Source organism: Fulvivirga maritima (genome assembly GCF_021389955.1).
In the GTDB taxonomy this organism is placed as follows: domain Bacteria; phylum Bacteroidota; class Bacteroidia; order Cytophagales; family Cyclobacteriaceae; genus Fulvivirga; species Fulvivirga maritima.
The window spans coordinates 2,460,525-2,483,301 of the sequence record NZ_CP089980.1 but is presented as its reverse complement, the minus strand read 5'-3'; the positions used below and the strand labels follow the sequence as shown (position 1 = coordinate 2,483,301).

Genomic DNA, 22,777 nt, shown 5'->3' with positions numbered 1-22,777 from the left:
ATGAAGCTGCAAAGCTATAAATTTTTCCCCTAATTATTAATCACCGATTCTATAACCTTCGGATAATGTTCATATTCTAATCGATGAACCTTCTCTGCGACCTGTTCAGGCGTATCTCCTTCATTTAAAGCTACCTTAGCCTGAAATATAATTTTACCTTCATCATATTTATTATTCACATAATGAATAGTGATTCCGGTTTCCTTTTCTTTAGCTTCACATACCGCCTGGTGCACCTTTTCACCATACATACCTTTTCCCCCATAGTTTGGCAACAGCGCCGGATGTATATTTATCATTTTCTCGGGATAGGCCTCCACCAAATATTCCGGAATGAGTAAAAGGAAACCTGCCAGTACTATAAAATCAACATCATATTTCTTCAGTTCAGCTAACACATCTTGGGTATTATTAAACTGAGATTTAGTAAATACAAAAGAAGGAATGCCCAACTGATTCGCACGCTCCAGCACATAGGCCTCTTTTTTATTTGATAAAATTAACACGATCTCTACCGTGCTGCTATCTTTAAAATACTCTGCGATCTTCTGCGCATTAGATCCATTGCCCGAAGCAAAAATGGCTATTCTTGTCATTTCTATTTAAAAAATATCATGCTCAGTATACCTAATAGCATGATTACCTTACAATAATTACTTAAGTAGTTAAAATCCTTTACCGTGTCTGAAACATATAGCTTATAAACCAGAGCACTTAGTGGCAGAATTAACCCTATGCAAAAATACGTCATTTCCGGGCCTACTAGCAAATGTGCCATCATAGAAAGTGATACTAAAAATATGACACACAATATATATATAACAATCTTTGTTTTCCGAAGGCCATAAACCACCGGTAAAGTCTTACACCCAAAAGAAGCATCTCCCTTCAGGTCTTCCATATCTTTTATGATTTCCCTAATAAGGGTAAATGCAAAAGCAAATAGCGAATAGGATATCACTAAAATGTCTGTGGTATGGTAAAGTACTCCTACTATATATATGGAGAGCCCTGTCAAAAAAGCTACTACCACATTACCTATAAAAGGCATTCTTTTAAGCTGATTCGAATATAGCCATAGCAGTAGTGCAGACACAAAATTAAATACTCCGATTTTGTAAGACAGCAATACTCCCAGCCCTACACCAGTGAAATTTAGCACGGTATGAGAGATCATGGCTATTCTTCTTTTCAGTGTTTTACCTACTACTACTCGCTCAGGTTTATTAATGAGATCGATTTTAACATCATAATAATCATTAATAATATAGCCAGCAGCAGCAATAAGCACTGAAGAAAGCGAGAGCAAAAACAAATGATAGTCTTGCAGGTAAAACAAAAGGCCCTGCTCCGTATCTATGAGAAAAACAGCAGTAAAATACTGAGCCAATAGAATGATCAGCAGGTTCCAAAATCGGGTAACCTGGATGAATCCTAAAAAGGAAAAATTGTTTGGTTTGGGTTTTAATGCAGCAACCATCAGAAGTTATACTTTGGCAGTGTAAAGTTAACTTCTGATAGTCTCCTAAACAATGTAACTTAGAATATTAAAATTTTAAACTCAGCGAAGCCATAAAATTACGGGTAGCTTGAGGGTAATAGTAGTTTTCTCTGACCACATAATCACCAGCAGCATAGCCAAAAGTATAGCCATTAGCAGAATATAACTCTTCGAAAATATTATTTACCTGAAACGTAAAGCTGATCTCTTTTATAAAATCTGTTCTCACCGTATAAGTTACTCTGAGGTCATTCACAAAATAGGCATCGATAGACCGGTTATCATTAGAAGTATTATCCAGGTATTGTTTGCCCACATACTTACTTAGCAAACTCAGTTTTACACCTTTAAACGGAAGAAATGAAAGCTGAGAACCTGCAATAACATTAGGTGAAAAAGCAATATCAGTATCTTTATGTTCTATTTCCACCTCATTATATTCATCCCAGTTAGGACCATAGTCATACAGTACTTCTGTGAAGTTATTTATTTTATTCTGGCTAAAAGTAGCATTGAGCTGCCAATACAGCTTATTGGTTAGTTTAGCGGCTCCAACCAGTTCAATACCCATTCTATAACTGTCTTCCACATTAGTTCTAAGCGAGCTACCAACATCATTTAGCGCACCTGTTAGCACTAGTTGATTATTATAATCCATATAATAATAGTTAGCCGATAGCTGATAATCTGAGTTTTCCAATTTATACCCTGCCTCCAAATCATATAGTGTTTCATGCTTAGGAGTAGTCGGTGAATCTACGAAGTCTGTTCTTACAGGCTCTCGGTTAGCCACGCTATAGCTGACATATACTCTACTATTGCTATTAAGGTCATACACAAAACCAACCTTTGGGTTAAAAAAGTTATAATTATCACTAATATCCAGTGTTCTTAAATCATTATCTACGCCTTCAATTTCATAATTTACTGAACGGTACTGTGAGTCTCCATAAGCATGCAAGTTTTCAGTAAACGCATAATTAGCCTTTAAATACACATTGCCATCCTTTTTCACACCGTCGTTATCATAATAACGGTAATCATTAGGGATCTCGGGAGCAAATTCTGCCCAGATTACCTCACCAAAATGATCTCCTCTATATTCATTATAAGCTCCCCCTAAATTTAAAGTCCATCCTCCATTTACATATTCAAATGAGGTAGTGGCTCCGTAAAAGTCATTATCAAGCCATCTTCTTCTAACCAGGTCAGTAGTAGAAATCACAGAATCACCTATCTGCAAAGCCGGTAGTGAATAGTTTGAAAAGTCTTCTCCACTTTTATACTCTTCATAATAACCTCTTCCATAAGTATAATGTAAAGTAAAATTCCCTACCAGATTGGGTAAGATAGATTGAGAAATATGAAGCTGGTAGTGGTCTTGCTGATAATCATCTACCTGATCATCATATAAATACCAGTTAAATGTCCTGCCTCCTTCTCTAAGGTTTTCCGCCTCAGCCTCCGTCACTCCATTGTTAGCAATCACTTCTTCTATCCCTTCCTGGTCATTTTCCAATACCGCTTCGGGTGTTCCATACCATGATTGATAAGTGCGCTCTTTTCCGCCAAACATGATGGCTTTAATCATAGTCTTATCACTATAATAACCTCCTGACAAATAGTAAGAATCCAAATCTGATTGTGCTCTGTCAACATATCCATCAGAGTTAATCTTAGAAAGTCTACCATCAAAAGACCAGTGATCTTTAATAAGGCCGGTGCCAAAACCTAATGTATGTCGCCAGGTATCGTAAGAACCCACTGAATTAATGAGTTCCGCATAAGGCTTCATTTCTCTGGAGTTGGTCTGCAGATTAATAGTACCGCCAAAAGCTCCTCCTCCATTTGTAGAAGTACCCACTCCTCTTTGTACTTGTATGCTTTGAGTAGATGAGGCAATATCTGGTATATCCACCCAAAACACTCCTTGAGATTCACTGTCATTTAATGGCACTCCGTTAATAGTAACATTAATGCGGGTAGCATCTGAACCTCTTATTCTCAAACCGGTATAGCCTACGCCAGCTCCAGCATCAGAAGTAGTTACCAATGACGGAGTCATATTAAGCACATAAGGCAAGTCTTGCCCCAGATTATTCTCCTCAATATCTTCTTTACTTAAATTACTGTAAGTAGTAGGCGTGTTTTCATTAGCCCTGGTAGATGACACCACCACTTCTTCAGTAACTAATGTCTCTTCTGTCAGACTTATATCTACGCTCACATCACTATCACTTACCTCTACCGTTTTCTCCTGACTTTGATAGCCTACAAAAGTGACCTTAATATAATATTTACCTTTCGTGACTCCTTTAAAACTAAAAGCCCCCTCACTTGTGGTGGCCGTAGCTCTGTTACTTAGCCTTACGGTAGCTCCAGGCAAAGCTTCACCCGTTTCTTTATCAGTAACGCGGCCCGTCACTGAATTTTGGCCATACACATGCATAGCCATAGACAGTAGTATTACTGCCAGCATACCTAATCTCATGATTATTTTATTTTTTTTGTTAAACCCATTGAGAACAGGGGATTTCTCAACTTAATTTTAACATACCATCCCTACGCCAGCATTACCTGGATCAGGTGCAATCTGATTTTCTTCAGATCATGGGTATAATCTCAGCCCGTTATATTAGGGCACCCCTATATTGAGGACAAAGTTATTCAAAAAATAATGCTATACTAAAAGGTATCATTTAAATTCAATATTTGTTTTAGTTTAACTTCTACTATTTTTTCTAATTGAGGAATAATATTCATGCTACCTCCTCATTAAGAATAACATAGTTCTAAATACCATACTTTCCATAGCTCTTCTCTTGATAATAAAACTTATATTTGATTAGATAAAACCATGAATTTATGTACAAAGCTATTATTGGAGATAATGAGTATAACATCCAGCTTAAAGAAGGAGACATGCTTATTAATGACAAACTGTTTTCCTGGGACCTCTCTAAAGTAAATGAGCATTCATACCACATCATCAAAGATAATATCTCCTACCGCATAGAAGTAGCACAAGTAAACTACAAGACCAAACAAGTCATATTAAAAGTCAATGGCCATAAATACGAGGTTGAAGTAAAAGATAAGTTAGATCTGCTTCTTGAAAAATTAGGTATGGACATGGCTATTGCCCAAAACATCAATGAAGTAAAAGCTCCCATGCCTGGCCTCATATTGCAGGTGAAAGTTTCTGAAGGCGATGAAGTAAAGGAAGGAGATCCTTTAATGATATTAGAAGCCATGAAAATGGAAAATGTATTAAAAGCACCCGGAGATGGTGTAATTAAAGCTGTAAATGTAAGTGAAGGAGATAGCGTAGAAAAAAACCAGGTATTAGTTCAATTTTAAACCTGTGGTCTTAATTATTCATTTATCCCTCTTATATTTGCAGTGATTTAAATCTAATATTACACCTTTCTATTCTTCATGAAATACAAAAGAATTTTACTTAAGCTTAGCGGCGAATCTCTAATGGGATCAGGTCAGTATGGTATCGACCCAAAAAGATTAGAACAGTACGGTAACGAAATTAAAGCCATTAAAGAAATGGGCATTGAGGTGGCCATCGTAATCGGCGGAGGAAACATTTTCAGAGGTGTACAGGCTGAGGGGTCAGGAATAGAGAGAGTACAAGGAGATTATATGGGTATGCTAGCCACTGTTATTAATGGTATGGCATTACAAAGTGCTCTGGAAAAAGTCGGACTTTACACAAGACTAATGTCTGGCATTAAAATGGAGCAAGTTTGCGAACCTTTTATCCGCAGAAGAGCTATAAGACACCTTGAAAAAGGAAGAGTAGTGATTTTTGGAGCGGGTATTGGTAACCCTTACTTCACCACAGACTCTACTGCCAGTTTAAGAGCTATAGAAATTCAGGCCGATGTAGTATTAAAAGGAACCCGCGTAGACGGCGTTTACACTGCAGACCCTGAAAAAGACCCAAGTGCTACCAGATACTCAGAGTTATCCTTCCAGGAAGCTTATGAGAAGAATCTGAATATTATGGATATGACAGCCTTTACGCTATGTCAGGAAAACAACCTTCCCATAATCGTGTTTGACATGAACAAGCCTGGCAACCTTATGAAAATAGTAAAAGGAGATAACGCTGGAACACTTATTAATTAATCATTTAACAACACTGAAACACCCATGGAAGAAGAAATTAATATGTACCTGGATGAAGCCAGGGACTTAATGAACAAAGCAATAAAGCATTTCACTGGTGAACTTGTAAAAATAAGGGCAGGAAAAGCCAGCCCGGCCATTTTAGAAGGTCTGATGGTACAATATTATGGCAACCCCACTCCTATCAATCAGGTAGCTTCTATTACAGCACCTGATGCTCGATCACTCATGATCAAACCCTGGGAAAAAAACGTGATTCCTGAGATTGAGAAAGCTATTATTAATAGTGACTTAGGTCTTAACCCTCAAAATGATGGTGAGCAAGTGATCATAAGCATCCCTCAGCTTACTGAAGAAAGACGTCAAAATCTTGTGAAGCAAGCTAAAGGTGAAGGCGAACAAGGAAAAATTAGCATTAGAAACGTAAGAAAAGAGACTAATGATAACCTTAAGAAACTTCAAAAAGATGGAGCTTCAGAAGACGAAATCAAAAGAGCTGAAGACAAAGTACAGGCCTTAACTGATGATTTCACCAAAAAAATCGACGAACTACTCGAGAAAAAAGAAAAAGAAATCATGACAGTGTAATTGTTATGATATAAAGATCAAAACCAAGAAGCAGCATTTAGAAAATGCTGCTTTTTTTTGAATTGACTTAAAATCAAAACCAAATTTTCAGTCTTATTTTTTAATAATAAAAGAATTTTTTTATTACACATGTATCTTTTATTAGAATATAATATTGACTTGTATTAATTTCTCATCATATCATACATAAACTAAAAATAAACACATTTCTTTAATAGAATTAAGATATCCATCCAACTCAACTATCGATTACACCGAATTATATTTCTCTTTTTATACTTAAAACAGATTTATCTTACATAAATATTATGTGATCAAACTTTTTTGATTTAGGTTTGGCGCTCTAAAATTTTTCTAAAAAAATAAGATCACATGAAGAACTTTTTACTAGTTAGTTTCTTGCTGATGTTCTCTTTCATATCGAATGAAACATGGGCTCAAGAAACCACAATTTCAGGCAAAGTTACCTCAACAACCGACGGGAGCAGCCTTCCGGGTGTAAACGTCATGGTTAAAGGAACTTCAAGAGGGGCAGTAACAGATATAAATGGAAACTATACTGTATCTGTTCCCAATGAAAGCAACGTTCTAGTCTTTTCATTCATTGGACTAGCCACGCAAGAAATAGAAATTGGAGGCCGCTCAACAATCAATGTTGAAATGTCTGATGACGCAAAGCAACTATCAGAAGTAGTAGTAGTTGGCTATGGCACCACCACTAAAGAATCATTTGCAGGGTCAATGAAACAGGTTGATGCTGAACTAATATCAAAAAAGAGTGTATCTAACGTATCTCAGGCTTTAGCTGGAGAAGTTGCGGGCGTACGCATAGTAAATAGCTCCGGACAGCCGGGCACAGAGGCCAATGTAAGAATTAGAGGGATAGGTTCGGTTAATGGCAATAGCAGCCCATTATATGTGGTAGATGGCGTTCCCTATTTTGGAAGTATCAATGCAATTAACCCATCTAACATAGCTTCTGTAACAGTATTAAAAGATGCAACTGCAACTGCAATATACGGATCCAGAGGAGCAAACGGTGTTATCCTTATCAATACATTGAAAGGAAAAGCAGGCGAGAGCTTTGTTCAAGTAGATGCTAAATATGGGCAAAACTTCAACCTTCTGCCTAGATACAATACCATTTCCTCTCCTGAGCAATACGCTGAATTAGGCTGGGAATCACTTTACAACCAAGGTTTAATAAATGGCAATGCTTCTCCAGAAACATACGCTAACGAAAATTTATTCGGCAGAAATGGAATTTCGACTAAATACAACCTGTGGAATGTAAATAATGGAGGAGAACTAATTGACCCTACTACAGGAAAAGTAAGGTCTGGAGTTACTAGAAAATATAATCCTGAAGATTGGGAAGACTATGCATTCCAAGCCTCCAACCGAGTTGAAGGAACTGTAAAAATGGGAGGTGGTAGTGAAAAAGTGAATTATTTCACCTCATTTGGATACCTGAATGACATAGGTTATTCAATCAATTCTGACTACGAAAGATACTCTGCAAGAGTAAACGTAAACCATCAGGTGAAAGAATGGTTATCGGGAGGAGTAAACCTAGGATATGCAAGATCAGAATCTAATAATGCAGGACAATCTAATGACTCAGGAAGTATATTCTGGTTCGTTGATAATATACCTTCCATATACCCACTCTTCCTAAGAGACGAAAATGGAAATAAAATTCAAGACCCATATTACGGAGGATCTATTTTTGATTATGGTGACGGAAGGGGTTTCGCCTCACAGACCAACGCTATCGGCGATGCCACTAATAGTACAAACGAAACGATCAGACATGATTTGAATGGAAATGCTAATTTGACCGTAGACTTTACCGACTGGTTAAGCTTCGAAACCAGATACGGCTGGCAATATGCAAACAGCAGCAACAACCAATTAGGCTCAGCTTACTATGGTTCATCTGCAAGCTCAAACGGCTCAATTTACAAAGCAAAAACTGAAATTTTCACCTATAACTTCACCAATCTGATAAGATTCCGTAAGCAATATGGGGCAAACTCCATTGAAGCACTAATTGCACATGAAAATAATAAATGGGAAGAAAAATTCTTAAGCGGATCAAGAAGTCAACTACTAGACCCTTTTGCCACTGAATTTAATAATGGATCAGTAACCACATCATTAAATTCATACTCTCAGGGCTACTCTATTGAAAGTTATTTTGGACAGGTAAACTATGATTACAAAGACACCTACTATTTAACCGCTTCTATAAGAAGAGATGGTTCATCTCGATTCTTGAAAGAAAAGTGGGGCACATTCGGAGCTCTTGGCGCAGCTTGGGTGGCCAGCAATGAAAGCTTTCTAAAGGACAACAATATCCTTACTTATTTTAAACTTAAAGCTAGTTACGGTATCACTGGTGACCAGGCAGGTGTTGGATACTACCCCGGTCATGATCTAAATCAAGTAATTCCTGTAAGTGGAACACCATCAGCATCTTTCTTAATTAAAGGAAATCCGGATTTGACATGGGAAACATCCAAAATGTTTCAAGTTGGAGCAGAATTCACTATCGGTAACTATATAGACGGATCTGTTGATTATTACCTAAAAAACACAGATGACTTGATTTTCAACAGAAAAGTAGGCTCATCAGTAGGTTATTCTTCTGTTATGGTAAATGGAGGAATGTTGCGCAATACCGGTATTGAATTTGACCTTACCGGACATTTATTAAACACAAATGATGCGTACATCGACCTAAGATTAAATGGGGAAATTATTAATAATGAATTAAAAAGTTTACCAATAGACCCAAGTACCAATACCGAAAAACTATTAAACTTATCAGGAGTATATGGTAGGGCAGCGGGTCATTCTATTTATGATTTTTATTTAAGAGAATATGCTGGCGTAGATTCAGAAACCGGTCAAGCTTTATGGAATATGAACTATGATGATTTGAATGGAAACAATCAATATGATGAAGGGGAAGAAATAAAATCTATAACGGATTACCTGGCAGAGAACCCCAACCGCTCAGAAAGTATTCTTAACACCACTACAACAACTTATTCTAATGCTACTCAGAAATTCGTTAATAAGTCAGCCATACCTGACCTTAGAGGTGGTATCAGCTTATCAGCAGGTTATAAAAACTTTGATTTGAGTATATTATTCTTGTATAGCATAGGCGGGTATTCTTATGATGGTGTATACGCAGGCTTAATGGGAAGTGATCAGATTGGTAGCAATAACTGGCATAAAGACATGCTCAATAGATGGCAAAACGAAAATGATGAGACAGATGTGCCACGTCTTTCAAATGGCAGCGACCTGCACGTTAATTCAAGATCAACCAGGTTCCTAACGAAGGCAGATTACATTAACCTCTCAAATGTTAGATTAGGCTACACTGTGCCAGAAAAATTAATTAACAAAATCGGAATTCAAACTCTTAATATTTTTGTATCTGGAGACAACCTATGGTTATCATCAAAAAGAGACGGTTTCAACCCATCAACCAGTATAGACGGTTCATCAAGCACTTATAGCTACAGTCCTTTAAGTACAGTTTCAATAGGAGCTAACGTTAAATTTTAAACTATGAATATTAAAAATTATATATATATATCATTACTCTCAGGAATTTTATTTGCTTGTAGTGATGATTTTTTAGAATCTGAGCCCACAGAGTACATCTCATCAGATCGTCTTGAAAAACTCGGAGAAATAGATGCTAACGCAATTCGTGCATCTCTGAAAGGCATCTACTCTCTTATGTCTACCCCAGGAGCAGGTGGCACTGCACCAAGCACTGATCCCGGTGATTATGATCACGATGACTTTGGTCAAAAAGGGATAGATATTTACACCGATTTACTCTCATCTGACATGGTGCTGGAGTCTAAAACTTATGGCTGGTATAGTAATGTTTCAGATTTACAATCGACTACTGACTACACCTCCCCAAACAGTAGCATAGTATGGACATATTATTTTAAAATAATTAATTCAGCTAATAATGTTATTGATATATTAGGAGGTACAGATGCCACTCCAGAAACTGAGGAGTCAAAAGTGTTTATGGCTCAAGCAAAAGCAATGCGCGCTTATGCCTATTTTTATCTAGCAAATCTGTTAACAACTGACTATATCCCAACGGATGAAATACTTCCCATTTACACAGGTGTAAGTGATTCAAATAAACCTTTAAGCACTACTGCTGCTGTTTATACTTTGATAGAAGAGGATTTATTAACAGCTATATCATACTTAGAGAACTATTCTAGAGATTACAAATATGAAATAGATGCCAATGTAGCTAAAGGCCTTTTAGCATACACTTATGCTGCTCAAGGAGAAAACGAGAAAGTAGCAGAGATAACTGAGGAAATAATCAATCAATCACCTTTTTCTATCTTAGAGAAAGAGGAAGTAACCACCAATGGTTTTAATGATGTATCTTCATCAAATTGGATGTGGGGTCTTAATATAGACTTAAATATGAGCCTTGACTTAGTATCATGGTGGGGGCAGGTAGATATATACACTTATAGTTATGCCTCTGTTGGTGATGGAAAGGTTATTAATAATGATCTTTATGAAACTATTCCCGCTTCTGACTCTAGAAAAGGACAATTTATTGAATACCCGGATAGCCTTATTAGACAAGGTAACTACTTCCCTGCCAACAAATTTTTTGCTCCGGCAAAACAACTTCAAGGACAGAGAAATATTGAAACGGATTATGTCTATATGAGGATAGAAGAGATGTATTTACTTAATGCTGAAGCTAATGCGAAATTAGGAAGAGATACTGAAGCTCAATTTGCATTGAGATCCCTTTTAGAAGAAAGAACAGATGACACTTCATACATTAGTAGCCTGACAGGACAAGAACTAATCGATGAGACTATACTTCAAACTCGCATAGAATTATGGGGAGAAGGAAAAAGTTATTTATCAATGAAAAGAAATAAGCTTACTATAGAACTTGGCTCTAATCATTTAACATACCCTAACCTTGAAATCAATTATAATGATGACAGATTAAGCTTTGAAATTCCACAATCAGAAATTCAAAATAATCCTTTCATAAACTAATAAACTCAATATTTTTAGTATAAAAAAGGCTTACTTGAAGTAAGCCTTTTTTATACATTTCATCTTGTTACCTAAAATATACTAGCTAAATTACTAGCTATACCTACCCTCACTCCCCAGTCTTCATATTTGCCATCTTTGAAGGCGGTAACTACTTCTAGTCTAAATACTCTAAATATGTAGTTTATTCCATATCCCAATTCAGTATAGTTAGATGAAACATCATTAGCTAAGTAGTTTACAAAAAGGTTTTCTCTCACTCCTGAAAGTCGTACAATAGGGATTCTAGTCACTAAAAACTGACGGAATTGATAGTGTAAATTGCCAGCAAAATACTCTTCATTGGTACTATAAGCATAGTAATCTAGCAAGCGAAAGCTTCCTACCGGATCTAATGTAGTGAAAGGCGTTCTGCCACCAAGGAAGTGCTTATAATCGGTAAAATACATCTTCTCTGAAGTGAGGAAAGTTCCTGCTTTCAAATAGACATCTACTAAACCTCTAATACCTATTTTATATTGATCTTTGTAGCTAACCTCCAATAAGTCATAATCTACATCACTATTGAACACTGAAGAAATTCCTTTTTTATATGAAACTCCAAATATTGGAGAAGAGTCTTTAATCTCTATTTTTCTACCGTTATAGATTGAATACTTAATAAATGGTTTATACTCTATATCTCCCCCTACTATCAAGGCATTATTCTCTGGAAAGGATGTATCAGGAAGTTCTAAATTAACAGGCGCATTAGGCGTAAAATGGTCGCCGTCCCAATCAAAAATTGTAAAATCTGTATTATTATAAAGCTGTCTTCTTCTACTTAGCTCTGAATACAGTTTTAGACTCACCTCCTCATTCCAGTTCTTCTCATAGGTCAAATTCACGAAGTCTTGCTCATATATTTTCATATAATTACGCTCTGTAAATAGGCTCATGAAAGTATTTATATAAGGATGGATAGGGTTATCTCTATTAAACTGATTGACATACCTACCGGCGGTTACTGTCAAATTATTACGTGAGTCATTCTCACCAAACCCATAATGTGTTTTTAATGTACCTGATACCTTTTTTCTTGAAAAAGCATATCTCAGCAACGGACTAATACTAAGCCAGCTTTTCTTACTAAAGGTTTTAGAATAGGTAAGTTTATAATCCAGATTAAAACCTTCTACTGTGTTGTAATTAAATCCCAAAAAAGGACTCCTAATCTTCAAATAGGCCTTATCTCCCACATCATAACTATTGCCTACTAACAAATCCTGAACATGAAAACCCTTTCTCTTTGTATTACGAAGCGTATCTCCATTTTCCTCTCTTTCTCTTACCTGATTCAGACTATCCAAGATATCATAACCTCTTTTCTCTCCCCTATTTAGCGGCACCGGTCTTATCTGCGCCCAATATAGAGAATCATGTGAATAAGCATTAGAATCAATCTCAAAAGTACGATTGGATATAATATCTACATTATCAGTCTCTCTTAGTTCATCCTTTTCATAGGCTTTTAGAACTTTCTTTAGCTGCTTCCTCGTCACCTCCTTGCCGGAAGTTAATATTTCCTGAATTTCCTTTTCATCTTCATCTTGCACCTGATCTTCCAGCTCCTCGGCTAACTCCTCTTCCACCTTTTCATCTATCACCTCTATTTCCATGTCGAGATCAGGGTTTGTCTCAACATCATAATTACTAACGGTAGCCAGGTAATCTCCTTCAAACTCAAAACCAAGAACCTTACCTTCTACATGAAATTTATGTGTAACAGGAAGCCAAACACCTTCCTCTATAGGTTTATAAACCTGTTTTATATGAAAATCAACGCCAAATTTGGTCACATGTAAATCTAAGCTATAGATACTCCAATAGTCCTCAACAATATTTATTGTCCCTCTAAATACATTATCACCTTTTGATCGTGGTATTACTCTGATTTTACTTATCTCAACACCTTGATCCTGATAAGTGCCTTCATACCTGAATTTATAATAAGAAAAGGCCTTTGGAGATAAGGGGGAAACACACTTAGCCAACTCGGGCTCATAAAAAGATCCATTGATATAGGCATTAGGCATAGTATTTCTATTATCGCCCGTGGTGTAAATAGATATTACCTTTTCATTATAGGTGTTAGGCCTAATGTACTCCACTTCACTTACTGACTCTGTTATAAAAACGCGGTCAGGGTCTATTCCTGCCTTTTTGATCTGGCCTTTCATTAAAAAAGGATAATCCTTTAGCTTTCCTGTACCCTTCATATACACCTTAGCGGTATATTTATCTACCTGCTGGGTGTGAAATTTACTCTTAGCAATAGCTTTTCGCATAATGGTGTAAGCAGGATCTTCCTTTCCGGCTCTCACCTCTATATCCTTCAGCATAATCACCTGAGACTCTAACTTTACATCTAGCTCTACAAAACCATCTTCTACTATTACTTCTTTAGTTAAAGATGCATATCCCACAAACTGAAAAATTAGCTGATAATTACCCGGCTCAAGATTGATTTCATAATAAGCCTGATCATTAGTAGTGGTACCACTACCCGTTTCTTTCACATAAATGGTAGCATAAGGCAAAGGTTCGCCTTTTTCATTTCTCACCACTCCTCTCACACCTCCTGCATAGCTACAGTAAGCTGAAAGGATAAAGATTAACAACAAAAACTGTTTCATAAGTAAAGGGAAAGATCAAATAATCAACGTCAATTATCAACCATAAAATATAATTACAGTTCAAAAATGACGAACTATAGCACCAAAGTGTTACAAATAAAACTTCTTACTTAGAATTATTTTTTCTACTTCAGCAGGCACAAGGTACCTTATAGATTGATTTTTTTTGATACAATTTCTAATAAAAGTAGCAGAAACATCTAACATTGGTGAATCTATTACTTTCACATTCTCATGATCTAACAAATCGGATGGTTGAGAGTTTGGCCTGGGGTATACGTAAAGGCCATATTTGGAGAGTATTTGATCAGAATTTTTCCATTTAGGGAAGCTCTTCAGATTATCCTGACCGATGATGAGCTTAAAAGTATAGTCAGGATGTTTTTCCGTAAGGTAAGTAAGCGTATCTATGGTGTAACTAGGCTTGGGCATATTAAACTCAATATCTGAGGCCCTAAGGCTAAAGTTATCCTGAATAGCCGCATTTACCATATCTAATCGGTCAAACTCATGCAGCAGCGACTTTCTCTGCTTGAAAGGATTTTGCGGAGAAACCACAAACCAAACCTGAGAGATCTCTGGTGCCTCAGCCATTACATTGGCTATTATGAGATGACCAATATGAATAGGGTTAAATGAACCGAAAAATAAACCTACTGTCATTGAGCTTTGAAATTTGCTAGCCTATAAAGTCATTTACAAGCTTTTCTGCTTTCTTTAAAGACTCATCAAGATCCTGATTTACTAAAGTAGTATCAAACTTATCTTCGAAGCTCATTTCAAACTTTGCCTTGAATATTCTTTGAGAGAGACTATCTTCTGTTTCTGTTTTTCTATCATGAAGCCTTTCTTTTAGCTCTTCTAATGAAGGTACCTTCACAAAAACAGCCAAAGCCTTATCTCCAAAATAGTTTTTAAGGTGTAGTCCTCCTTTTACATCCACATCAAAAATAACATGTCTGCCTTCAGCCCATATTCTGTTTACCTCAGCTTTAAGAGTACCGTAAAAGTTTCCGGCATACACCTCTTCCCACTCTATGAACTCATCATTATCGATGCTTTTCTTAAATTCATCTGGAGTAAGAAAGTAGTAATCTTTGCCATGCTCTTCTTTTCGTCCTCTTTTATCTCTGGTACAAGCAGAGATAGAAAAGCCCAGCTTAGGATTAGTTTCTAATAAATGTTTAACAATAGTAGTTTTTCCCGATCCGGATGGAGCGGAAAATATAATAGCTTTCCCTTGATGCATGTTTTAATCTGCCTGTTGATAGATTTTTGATTTTATACTTTCTACCAGGTCAGAAGGCGTTTTCTGATTGAGACACTTATCTTTAATCATGCTTTTAATGGCTTTATCTACATTGTAGATCTCATAATAAGGCATGCAGTTCTCTATATGCTGTTTGAAGTAAGCTTGCTCCTCATCTGTAGCTTCCTGATCTAATACCAGATTTAATACTTTGAGACACTCACTATGATCAGGTGTTCCTTCAGTCGGTTTTTCAACCGGACTGTTTTCAAATGAATTTGTAGAGGATAATGACATATAAACTATTAATTTTTATAACCCATTTTTTGTGCATATTCCTTAAGCCTTTCTTTTAAAAGGTTTCTGGCTCTATGCAATCTGGATCGTACAGTACCTATTGGGATGTCTAATATCTTAGCCATCTCATCATATTTAAAACCTTCCAGGTCACACAGAATAATTACTGTTCGAAAGTCCACATCCAGTGAGTTCAGGGCATTGGAGATTTCATCACCAATCATATCCTGAACAGTCTCTATTCTTAAATCTGTGGTTATAGACTTATCAACATCTTCAGAATTATAAAAAGTTTCAACCTCCTGATAATCTACCTTGGCAGGCTGCTTACTTTTCTTTCTAAAGTCGTTAATAAAGCTATTTTTCAGTATCCGAAACAACCATGCTTTTGCATTAGTTCCTTTTTCAAATGATTGGATGAAACGGTAAGCTTTCAGGTAAGTATCCTGTACCAGATCCTTGGCATCATCTTCATCAAATGTAAGCCGGTAGGCAAAGTTATACATAGAGTCAATGTGGGGTAAAAACTCTTGTTCAAAAGTCTTTTCCTTTTCACGCTGAGAATAACTTTGTCTGTTGCTATCGGACATTGCTTCAAAAGTAATAATTATACATTTTAATTAATAGCTTATCTAGCTTTAATAACTTACTCTACGAAAAACCAAAGGCATAGGTGCTATTATTTGCACTTATTTTATTTACACCTCCGTATTTCCCGCTTTTTCGAACAGTTATTTTATAAACAACAATTTAATAGATTGGTTAAAATAAGTCTTATCAAAAGGAAATAAATTTTATAGTGTAATTTTGTATTTCATGGATGTGCACAAGAAAAAAAAGTGGAATATACTCTGTCAGCCCGAGGATTTACACTTATTCAAGGAGATACAAAAAAAGAGATATAAAAAAAGAGGCACCTTAAAAAAGAACCACAGGAGCAAGGTTCGGGTAGTTAAAATAGGTGATCAAAAATATGTATTGAAGATACCACGTGAGAAAAATAAAAAGAAGTGGATTAGGTTTACCACCCTTTTTAGAGATGGAGAAGCGTTTAAGAATATTAAAGGAATGCTCACCTATCAAAAAATAGGAATACCCTCTACCAAGCCCGTTATGGCCGCTGAAAAAAGGCAAAAAGGAATGGTAGTAGATTCCTGGTTACTTTATGAATATCTAGACGGCCAGCCTTGCTTGGATAATGAACCGCTATACCCGCGTGTAATAGATAAGCTCCAGCAAATACATAACAAAGGCTATTTACATGGAGACTCTCAAATACGAAACTTCCTCTATGAAGCAGAAGAGGATGAAGTATATGTAATTGACAGTAATCCTAAACCTGCCGGTCTGTTTAACTTTTCAAAGGCCTATGAATTTGCTTATTTAAGAAAAAGTGCTCCTGGTATAGAAAAATATTTCGGAGCTATTAATGATTGGTGGCTTTATAAATTAGCCTATTACTATGACATTTATGAAAGGAAGTTTGTGCGTAATAGGAGAAAATTGAAAAAGCTCATCGGTTTATCCCGATGAGTTCTGTCTCCTCAGAATCAAATACTTCTCATCTCTAAATACTTCCTTATAATATGAATTAGGAACAATTTCCCAGTTTTTAAACCAAGGGAATTCTTTACTATTCTTCCTCTCTTCATTTAAAATGATGTAATCCATTTTAAAATCTAATGCCGCCTTTTCTAAAAGTTGCTGCTGAGTAAGCTCTATTTGCTCTCGATCTTCGATGTACTCATAAGTTTTAAATGAAAAAATATGGTATTGGTCTATTTCATTATAGATAAACTCCCATGGGCCTAATACACGAGCACCTTTCTCCACCTTAGACAGATACTTTTCATGTTCCTCTACATGATCATAGTTCTTTTTAAAAATGGAATTATAGGTTATACCTACAAAAATGAATTGTGCTAAAAACAATAAGCCATAAACTCCTTTTAAAAGCTTAAATCCGACATTTGCCATTACTCTATAAACACCCAAACCTATAATAATAGACATAAAGGGCATTAAATATACCAGATATCTGGCTCCATGACTACTGCTAAGTACTGCCAGAAAAAACATCAGCAAAAGCGTATAAATAGTGAGGCTTTTATAATTATTCCATAGGTATTTAAATTGGGCTATCAATGTTAAAAGGAACAGCGCACTAATGCCCCATACATCCTGATCCCAAAAATATCGTTTATGTTCATTTAATACGCGAAGAATATTATTCCAAACAGCCATAAAAATGCCTCCATCAACCTTCTCACCAAAAGTTTCCTGATGGGTAGGCCAATGTTTTAACTGATAAAGAAAGGTTTCTATATTAGCCTCATTCCATAACTCATGGGTGTAAAACAAACACACGCCAAAGCAAACAATAGAATAATAAATAAGTGCCTTCCATTCCTTATTAAAAAGCAAGAATAAAAAGCCGACTACAGGAAAAAGTAAGGCATTGAGGTGCGTGAGAAAAGCTAGTCCGGCAAATAACCCTGACAAGATTATAGCATATGTTTTTTCACTTTTCAATCCCACACTAGTAAAGTAAAATGATAAAAAACCAAAGAACATGATCAGCACCTCAGGCCGAAACATAAAGCTTCTATGAATCAATTCAGGGATGGTAATTAAAACCAGAATGGTATACCAAAACAATAAACTTGCTCCGTTCTCAACCTTAAGCAAATATCTCCTCACAAAATACAGGGTTCCTATAAAGCTAAGAAATATAAATGTTTTAAACAGGTACAGAGACCACCCAAACACAGAGATTATAACAGCTCCAATCCACACAAATAACTTATGATAGATTAGCATATGCGAATCCCAATTAAACATGCCAGGCATACTCTTAAGCTTAACCTGACCCTCCTTTAGCAACCAATAGGCTTGCTCTCCAAACCAAGGTTCATCTTGTTGAATATATCTATGGTATAAACTTATTAGCAAAATAGAGAATAAAAGCAGAGCGATGCCACTGATAAACCGCTTGTTAAACACATGAGCATGTGCAATAAAATTGGCAGTCATTAAGAATAGGTAAGGTTTTAGGATTTCTTTAAAAATATGCTTACAAATTACAATTAACTACGGATTAATCCAATTATTAACAATCCCTTAACTGATTTTACCACCTTAAATTTCATCAGATAATTCCGGTCACCTAAGTGTTCATATTTGAACAAAACTCGACTATACAATCAGGCTAAAAGCCCTTAGTGTCATCTAAAGCAGATTTTCAATTTTTGGCACACTCTTAGTATAAGATGAATCAACACAACAACAAGGTCAAAAAACTCAAAATTGCTACAGCAATAGGTCAAAAAACTCAAATTAGTTTATTTAGGTAACTAAAAAGAGCATCTAGCGGTCAGATGCTCTTTTTTTATATCACTTTCTAGCCATTAGCATACAGCTTTTCAGCAAATGAATAAACTCTGTTCTGTAGCCCTCTTCATCATTTCCTTTGGCTGACTTGGCCATATCTAAAACTTCCTGATAATTCAAATCATTAGCATATTCAGATTCTCTTAGCAACATACCGAAACCAGCTATAGCCGCAGACCATCTAAAATTATCAGAAGTATCCTCTAATTTCATTTGTTCATCTTTCAAGGCAGTGGATATCAGTTTACTTTTGCTTCCCTTTGGCTCTTTGTATCTCAGCTTTACCGTTAGTAATTCATCAGAACTTTCAGCACTTTGAGATAATTCATTTTTCTGATACTTTAGATCATCAATAGGAGAGAATTCGCTATTAACTCCCGCCGGAATAACTTCATATAGGGCTGTAACCGTATGTCCCGCACCAAGCTCACCTGCATCTTTTTTATCGTCATTAAAATCTTCATCATTAAGCTGCCTATTTTCATAGCCAATTAATCTATATGCTTTTACTTTTGCGGGGTTAAACTCCACCTGTATTTTCACATCTTTGGCTATGGTAAATAGTGTACCACCAAACTCGCTTACCAGTACTTTTTTTGCTTCTAGTATATTATCAATGTAAGCATAATTACCATTGCCCTTATCCGCCAAAGTCTCCATTTTGGAATCTTTATAATTGCCCATTCCAAAGCCTAGTGCTGTTAAGAAAATACCATCCTCTCGCTTTTCTTCTATCAGGCGCTGCATCTGAGCATCACTAGATTCCCCCACATTAAAATCGCCATCGGTAGCTAAAATCACCCTATTATTGCCATCTTCAATAAAATTCTCTTTTGCCACTTTGTAGGCCAGTTTTATACCTTCACCACCCGCTGTGGAACCTCCTGACTCCAAGCCATCAAGAGCTTTCAATATTTTATCTTTCTGATCACCGGCAGTAGAAGGAAGTACCACGCCTGCAGCACCAGCATACACTACAATAGCTACCCTATCCTGAGGGCGCAATTGCTGCGTTAACATTTTAAAAGATGATTTAAGTAAAGGCAATTTATTAGCACTACTCATAGAACCAGAAACATCTACTAAAAACACGAGATTGACGGCCGGCAAATCATCTACCGGTATATTCTTCCCTTGCAAGCCAATATGAACTAGCTTATGCTTGTCATTCCATGGCGCCGAAGATATTTCTGCGTTTATAGAAAAAGGATCATCTCCTGTAGGCTCGGTATAATCATAATTGAAGTAATTTATCATCTCTTCAACCCTCACTGCGTCTTTAGGTGGCATCTGCCCATTACTTAAAAACCGACGCACATTACTATAAGATGCCGCATCTACATCAATACTAAAAGTAGATAATGGATTTTTAAATGCGTCTTTAAATACATTTTCTTCTATTGCACTGTACCCTTCAGTATTATATTCAACAGGCTGTGGCTCATAAGCAGGAGCTGGAGACCTTCTTTTAAACACACCGCTAATTGCCCTGGTCACCCCTTTGCTCTTCTGACTATAACCGGCAACAATCACTTCTTCTAACTCAGCTTCATCGGTTTCTAAAGCCACATTAATTACTGACTTGGTTCCTACCTGCACTTCTTTAGTTTTATATCCCACAAAAGAAAATACAAGCTCGTTTTCTGAGTTCACTTCTATCTCATATCTTCCGGCTACATCTGTGTAAACTCCAACTGTATTACCCTTAATTATTACACTTACACCAGGCATAGGGCTACCATCATTAGCATCTATCACCTCTCCGGTTACTTTTTTCTGCCCGTAAAGCATACTGCTCATCAGCAATAAACAAACAATAATAATATTCTTCATGACTCTACATTTAAATGAAACTTACTCCTAGGATGCAGCGCCATAAAATTTTCCATAAATGCCAATGATTTTTTTTAAGTTTAAAGCTGCAAGATCAAATACATGCCAAAACAAATAGCCGACATACATGAAGATGCTCCGCTTATTCTCGAGTATAAAAACTCAGGAGATATGCAGGTTCTTGGCGTGCTATTTAAAAAATATATGCATCTGGTATATGGTGTCTGCCTTAAGTATTTCAAAAACAGAGAAGAAAGTCAGGATGCGGTTATGCAGATCTTCGAGAAGCTGGTGGAGAAATTACAAACTCAGGAAGTGGATAATTTTAAAAGCTGGCTTTATGTGCTTACCAAAAATCACTGTTTAATGCAGCTTAGGTCTGCTAAATATAAAAATCAACAAACTAACAAAGATATTGACACCACTCATGTGGAATCTGACCTAATGGTGCATCATAATGATGAGCCCCTTTTGGAGGATAATCTTCAGGAATTAGAAAAATGTATAGAAGAACTTCAAAATGAACAGAAAAGGTGTATAGAATTGTTTTATCTTGAAAACAAATCATATAAAGAAGTAGAAGTAGCCACAGCCTATGATTTAAAAAAGGTAAAAAGCTATATTCAAAACGGTAAAAGGAATTTAAAAATATGCATGGAGAAGAATAGTGAAAGATAATAATCACCATACTGAAGATTTACTCACCCCTGAACTCATGGAGAAATACCTCAATGATGAGCTTTCTCATATGGAAAGAAACAGGGTGGAAAAACTTATGCTCAATAATGACTTTGAAGCCGAAGCTATGGAAGGCTTTGAGCAGTATGATGGAAATATGCCTAATGACCTCCAAGCGCTTAACCAACAGCTAGATTCGCGCATTAAAACCAAGAAAAAAACCTTCCCTATCTGGCTAAAAGTAGCCGCTTCTCTCCTTCTGATAGCAGTTGCCCTCACTTTCGTTTTTCAATATGAAGGGGTACCTACTCAAGAAAACACCGCCCAAAACAGTGATTCTTCGCTAGAAAAAAAGGAAACAACAGAAGACCAAGAGCCTGCTCAAAACACTTCAGAACAAGATAATAGCGATTCCTTACTGGCCTTACAAAAGACGCCGTTAGCCGCTGAACCTATAGAAGAAGAAAGCATAGAGCCACAAGCACCTGCTGCTGCTTCTCAACCAGCCATCAAAGCCAGAAAAAGAATATTATCAAAAGATGAAGCTACACCAGCACCTCCTAAAGTAAGTACGCTAGATGTTGAAGAAGCTGAGCTTTCAGAAATTGCTTTTGAAGCTGACACCCTCATAGCTCCCACTCCCAACTTACAAGGCAGGCTCACCGGCACACGCATCCCAAGTAATGAATTAGTAAAGGCCTCCGCCGATGTGAAAGAACCCTTACCTAATAAAACTCCTAAAGAAAACTTCCCTAAAGTAATCACAGGAGTCATAAAAGATGAGAATGGATCTCCACTGGCCGGTGTTAATGTAATTATAGCGGGCACCTCTACCGGCACAATTTCAGACACTAACGGAGAATATACCATTGTCTCTCCTGATAACATTCAGTCCAGATCACTGATTTTTAGCTCTATAGGTCTTACTTCTAAGGAGATCTCCATTGATGATCAAAGTGAGATAGATGTAGAACTTAAGAATGAGATAGCACAACTTTCTGAAGTAGTGGTTACTGGCTATGGTAAGACAAAAAGAGCAAAATCGTATAGCAAAGTAGAGCCCGAAGGCGGCATGGATGCTTTTGAACAATATATTGAAGAAAATATTCAGTACCCAAAAGACAGCTTAAAAGGCAATGTAGTGATCACCTTCGATGTAGTAGCCGATGGTGAGCTATCTAATTTTGAAATAAAGAAGAGCCTAGGCAAAGCTTATGATGATGAGGCCATACGCCTGATAAAAGAAGGGCCAGCCTGGAAACCGGCTAGCCGCAATTCTGTTTCTGAAAAGGAAAACGTGAAGGTTAAAATCAAATTTAACCCCACGCCTTAAAT

Annotated in this window: 18 protein-coding genes; 8 read left to right on the top strand and 10 right to left on the bottom strand. The window is 36.6% G+C overall.

The window, feature by feature from the left end; translation table 11 throughout:
- Window positions 1-29: 29 nt before the first annotated feature.
- The 3 genes from purN to LVD15_RS10500 all read right to left on the bottom strand — a co-directional run bounded on the left by purN (window position 30) and on the right by LVD15_RS10500 (window position 3,992).
- Complete coding sequence (purN, locus tag LVD15_RS10510) at window positions 30-596, bottom strand: phosphoribosylglycinamide formyltransferase (RefSeq protein WP_233780280.1); 567 nt, start codon at window positions 594-596, stop codon at window positions 30-32.
- A 2-nt stretch (window positions 597-598) separates the two neighbouring features.
- A complete protein-coding gene (locus LVD15_RS10505) occupies window positions 599-1,480 on the bottom strand; it encodes a geranylgeranylglycerol-phosphate geranylgeranyltransferase (protein WP_233780278.1) in 882 nt (293 codons plus the stop codon).
- Between the two features lie 67 nt (window positions 1,481-1,547).
- Window positions 1,548-3,992: a TonB-dependent receptor gene (locus tag LVD15_RS10500; RefSeq protein WP_233780276.1), complete on the bottom strand. Its 2,445-nt coding sequence runs from the start codon at window positions 3,990-3,992 to the stop codon at window positions 1,548-1,550.
- Window positions 3,993-4,366: 374 nt separating this feature from the next.
- On the opposite strand from LVD15_RS10500, the gene LVD15_RS10495 reads away from it, so the two are divergent.
- From LVD15_RS10495 to LVD15_RS10475, 5 genes are all read left to right on the top strand, one after another.
- The gene (locus LVD15_RS10495; protein WP_233780274.1) at window positions 4,367-4,861 is read left to right on the top strand and encodes an acyl-CoA carboxylase biotin carboxyl carrier protein subunit; all 495 of its coding nucleotides are present in this window, start codon (window positions 4,367-4,369) and stop codon (window positions 4,859-4,861) included.
- Window positions 4,862-4,939: 78 nt separating this feature from the next.
- Complete coding sequence (gene pyrH / locus LVD15_RS10490) at window positions 4,940-5,644, top strand: UMP kinase (RefSeq protein ID WP_233780272.1); 705 nt, start codon at window positions 4,940-4,942, stop codon at window positions 5,642-5,644.
- Between the two features lie 24 nt (window positions 5,645-5,668).
- Window positions 5,669-6,232 carry a ribosome recycling factor gene (gene frr, locus LVD15_RS10485; protein ID WP_233780270.1) on the top strand — a complete coding sequence of 188 codons (564 nt, stop codon included), beginning with the start codon at window positions 5,669-5,671 and terminating at the stop codon, window positions 6,230-6,232.
- A gap of 372 nt (window positions 6,233-6,604) precedes the next feature.
- Complete coding sequence (locus tag LVD15_RS10480) at window positions 6,605-9,817, top strand: SusC/RagA family TonB-linked outer membrane protein (RefSeq protein WP_233780268.1); 3,213 nt, start codon at window positions 6,605-6,607, stop codon at window positions 9,815-9,817.
- A gap of 3 nt (window positions 9,818-9,820) precedes the next feature.
- Complete coding sequence (locus LVD15_RS10475; RefSeq protein WP_233780266.1) at window positions 9,821-11,320, top strand: RagB/SusD family nutrient uptake outer membrane protein; 1,500 nt, start codon at window positions 9,821-9,823, stop codon at window positions 11,318-11,320.
- Window positions 11,321-11,391: 71 nt separating this feature from the next.
- On the opposite strand, the gene LVD15_RS10470 is transcribed toward LVD15_RS10475, so the two are convergent.
- From LVD15_RS10470 to LVD15_RS10450, 5 genes are all read right to left on the bottom strand, one after another.
- Window positions 11,392-13,995: a DUF5686 and carboxypeptidase regulatory-like domain-containing protein gene (locus LVD15_RS10470; protein ID WP_233780264.1), complete on the bottom strand. Its 2,604-nt coding sequence runs from the start codon at window positions 13,993-13,995 to the stop codon at window positions 11,392-11,394.
- Between the two features lie 90 nt (window positions 13,996-14,085).
- The gene (gene nadD / locus LVD15_RS10465; RefSeq protein WP_233780262.1) at window positions 14,086-14,658 is read right to left on the bottom strand and encodes a nicotinate (nicotinamide) nucleotide adenylyltransferase; all 573 of its coding nucleotides are present in this window, start codon (window positions 14,656-14,658) and stop codon (window positions 14,086-14,088) included.
- Between the two features lie 16 nt (window positions 14,659-14,674).
- Window positions 14,675-15,244: a guanylate kinase gene (gmk, locus tag LVD15_RS10460; protein WP_233780260.1), complete on the bottom strand. Its 570-nt coding sequence runs from the start codon at window positions 15,242-15,244 to the stop codon at window positions 14,675-14,677.
- A 3-nt stretch (window positions 15,245-15,247) separates the two neighbouring features.
- Window positions 15,248-15,541: an anti-sigma factor gene (locus LVD15_RS10455; RefSeq protein ID WP_233780258.1), complete on the bottom strand. Its 294-nt coding sequence runs from the start codon at window positions 15,539-15,541 to the stop codon at window positions 15,248-15,250.
- 8 nt (window positions 15,542-15,549) lie between these two features.
- Complete coding sequence (locus tag LVD15_RS10450; RefSeq protein WP_233780257.1) at window positions 15,550-16,131, bottom strand: sigma-70 family RNA polymerase sigma factor; 582 nt, start codon at window positions 16,129-16,131, stop codon at window positions 15,550-15,552.
- Window positions 16,132-16,363: 232 nt separating this feature from the next.
- On the opposite strand from LVD15_RS10450, the gene LVD15_RS10445 reads away from it, so the two are divergent.
- Window positions 16,364-17,074 (top strand): lipopolysaccharide kinase InaA family protein, encoded by a 711-nt coding sequence (locus tag LVD15_RS10445; protein WP_233780255.1) that lies wholly within the window; start codon window positions 16,364-16,366, stop codon window positions 17,072-17,074.
- On the opposite strand, the gene LVD15_RS10440 is transcribed toward LVD15_RS10445, so the two are convergent.
- Complete coding sequence (locus LVD15_RS10440; protein WP_233780253.1) at window positions 17,063-18,574, bottom strand: ArnT family glycosyltransferase; 1,512 nt, start codon at window positions 18,572-18,574, stop codon at window positions 17,063-17,065. The two genes, LVD15_RS10445 and LVD15_RS10440, sit on opposite strands and share 12 nt — an antisense overlap.
- 360 nt (window positions 18,575-18,934) lie before the next feature.
- Entirely contained in the window at window positions 18,935-20,764 is a 1,830-nt protein-coding gene (locus LVD15_RS10435; RefSeq protein ID WP_233780251.1) for a vWA domain-containing protein, read from the bottom strand.
- Between the two features lie 102 nt (window positions 20,765-20,866).
- On the opposite strand from LVD15_RS10435, the gene LVD15_RS10430 reads away from it, so the two are divergent.
- A complete protein-coding gene (locus LVD15_RS10430) occupies window positions 20,867-21,442 on the top strand; it encodes an RNA polymerase sigma factor (RefSeq protein WP_233780249.1) in 576 nt (191 codons plus the stop codon).
- Window positions 21,432-22,775 (top strand): energy transducer TonB, encoded by a 1,344-nt coding sequence (locus tag LVD15_RS10425; RefSeq protein WP_233780247.1) that lies wholly within the window; start codon window positions 21,432-21,434, stop codon window positions 22,773-22,775. The genes LVD15_RS10430 and LVD15_RS10425 overlap by 11 nt, the downstream gene beginning before the upstream one ends.
- Window positions 22,776-22,777: the final 2 nt, after the last annotated feature.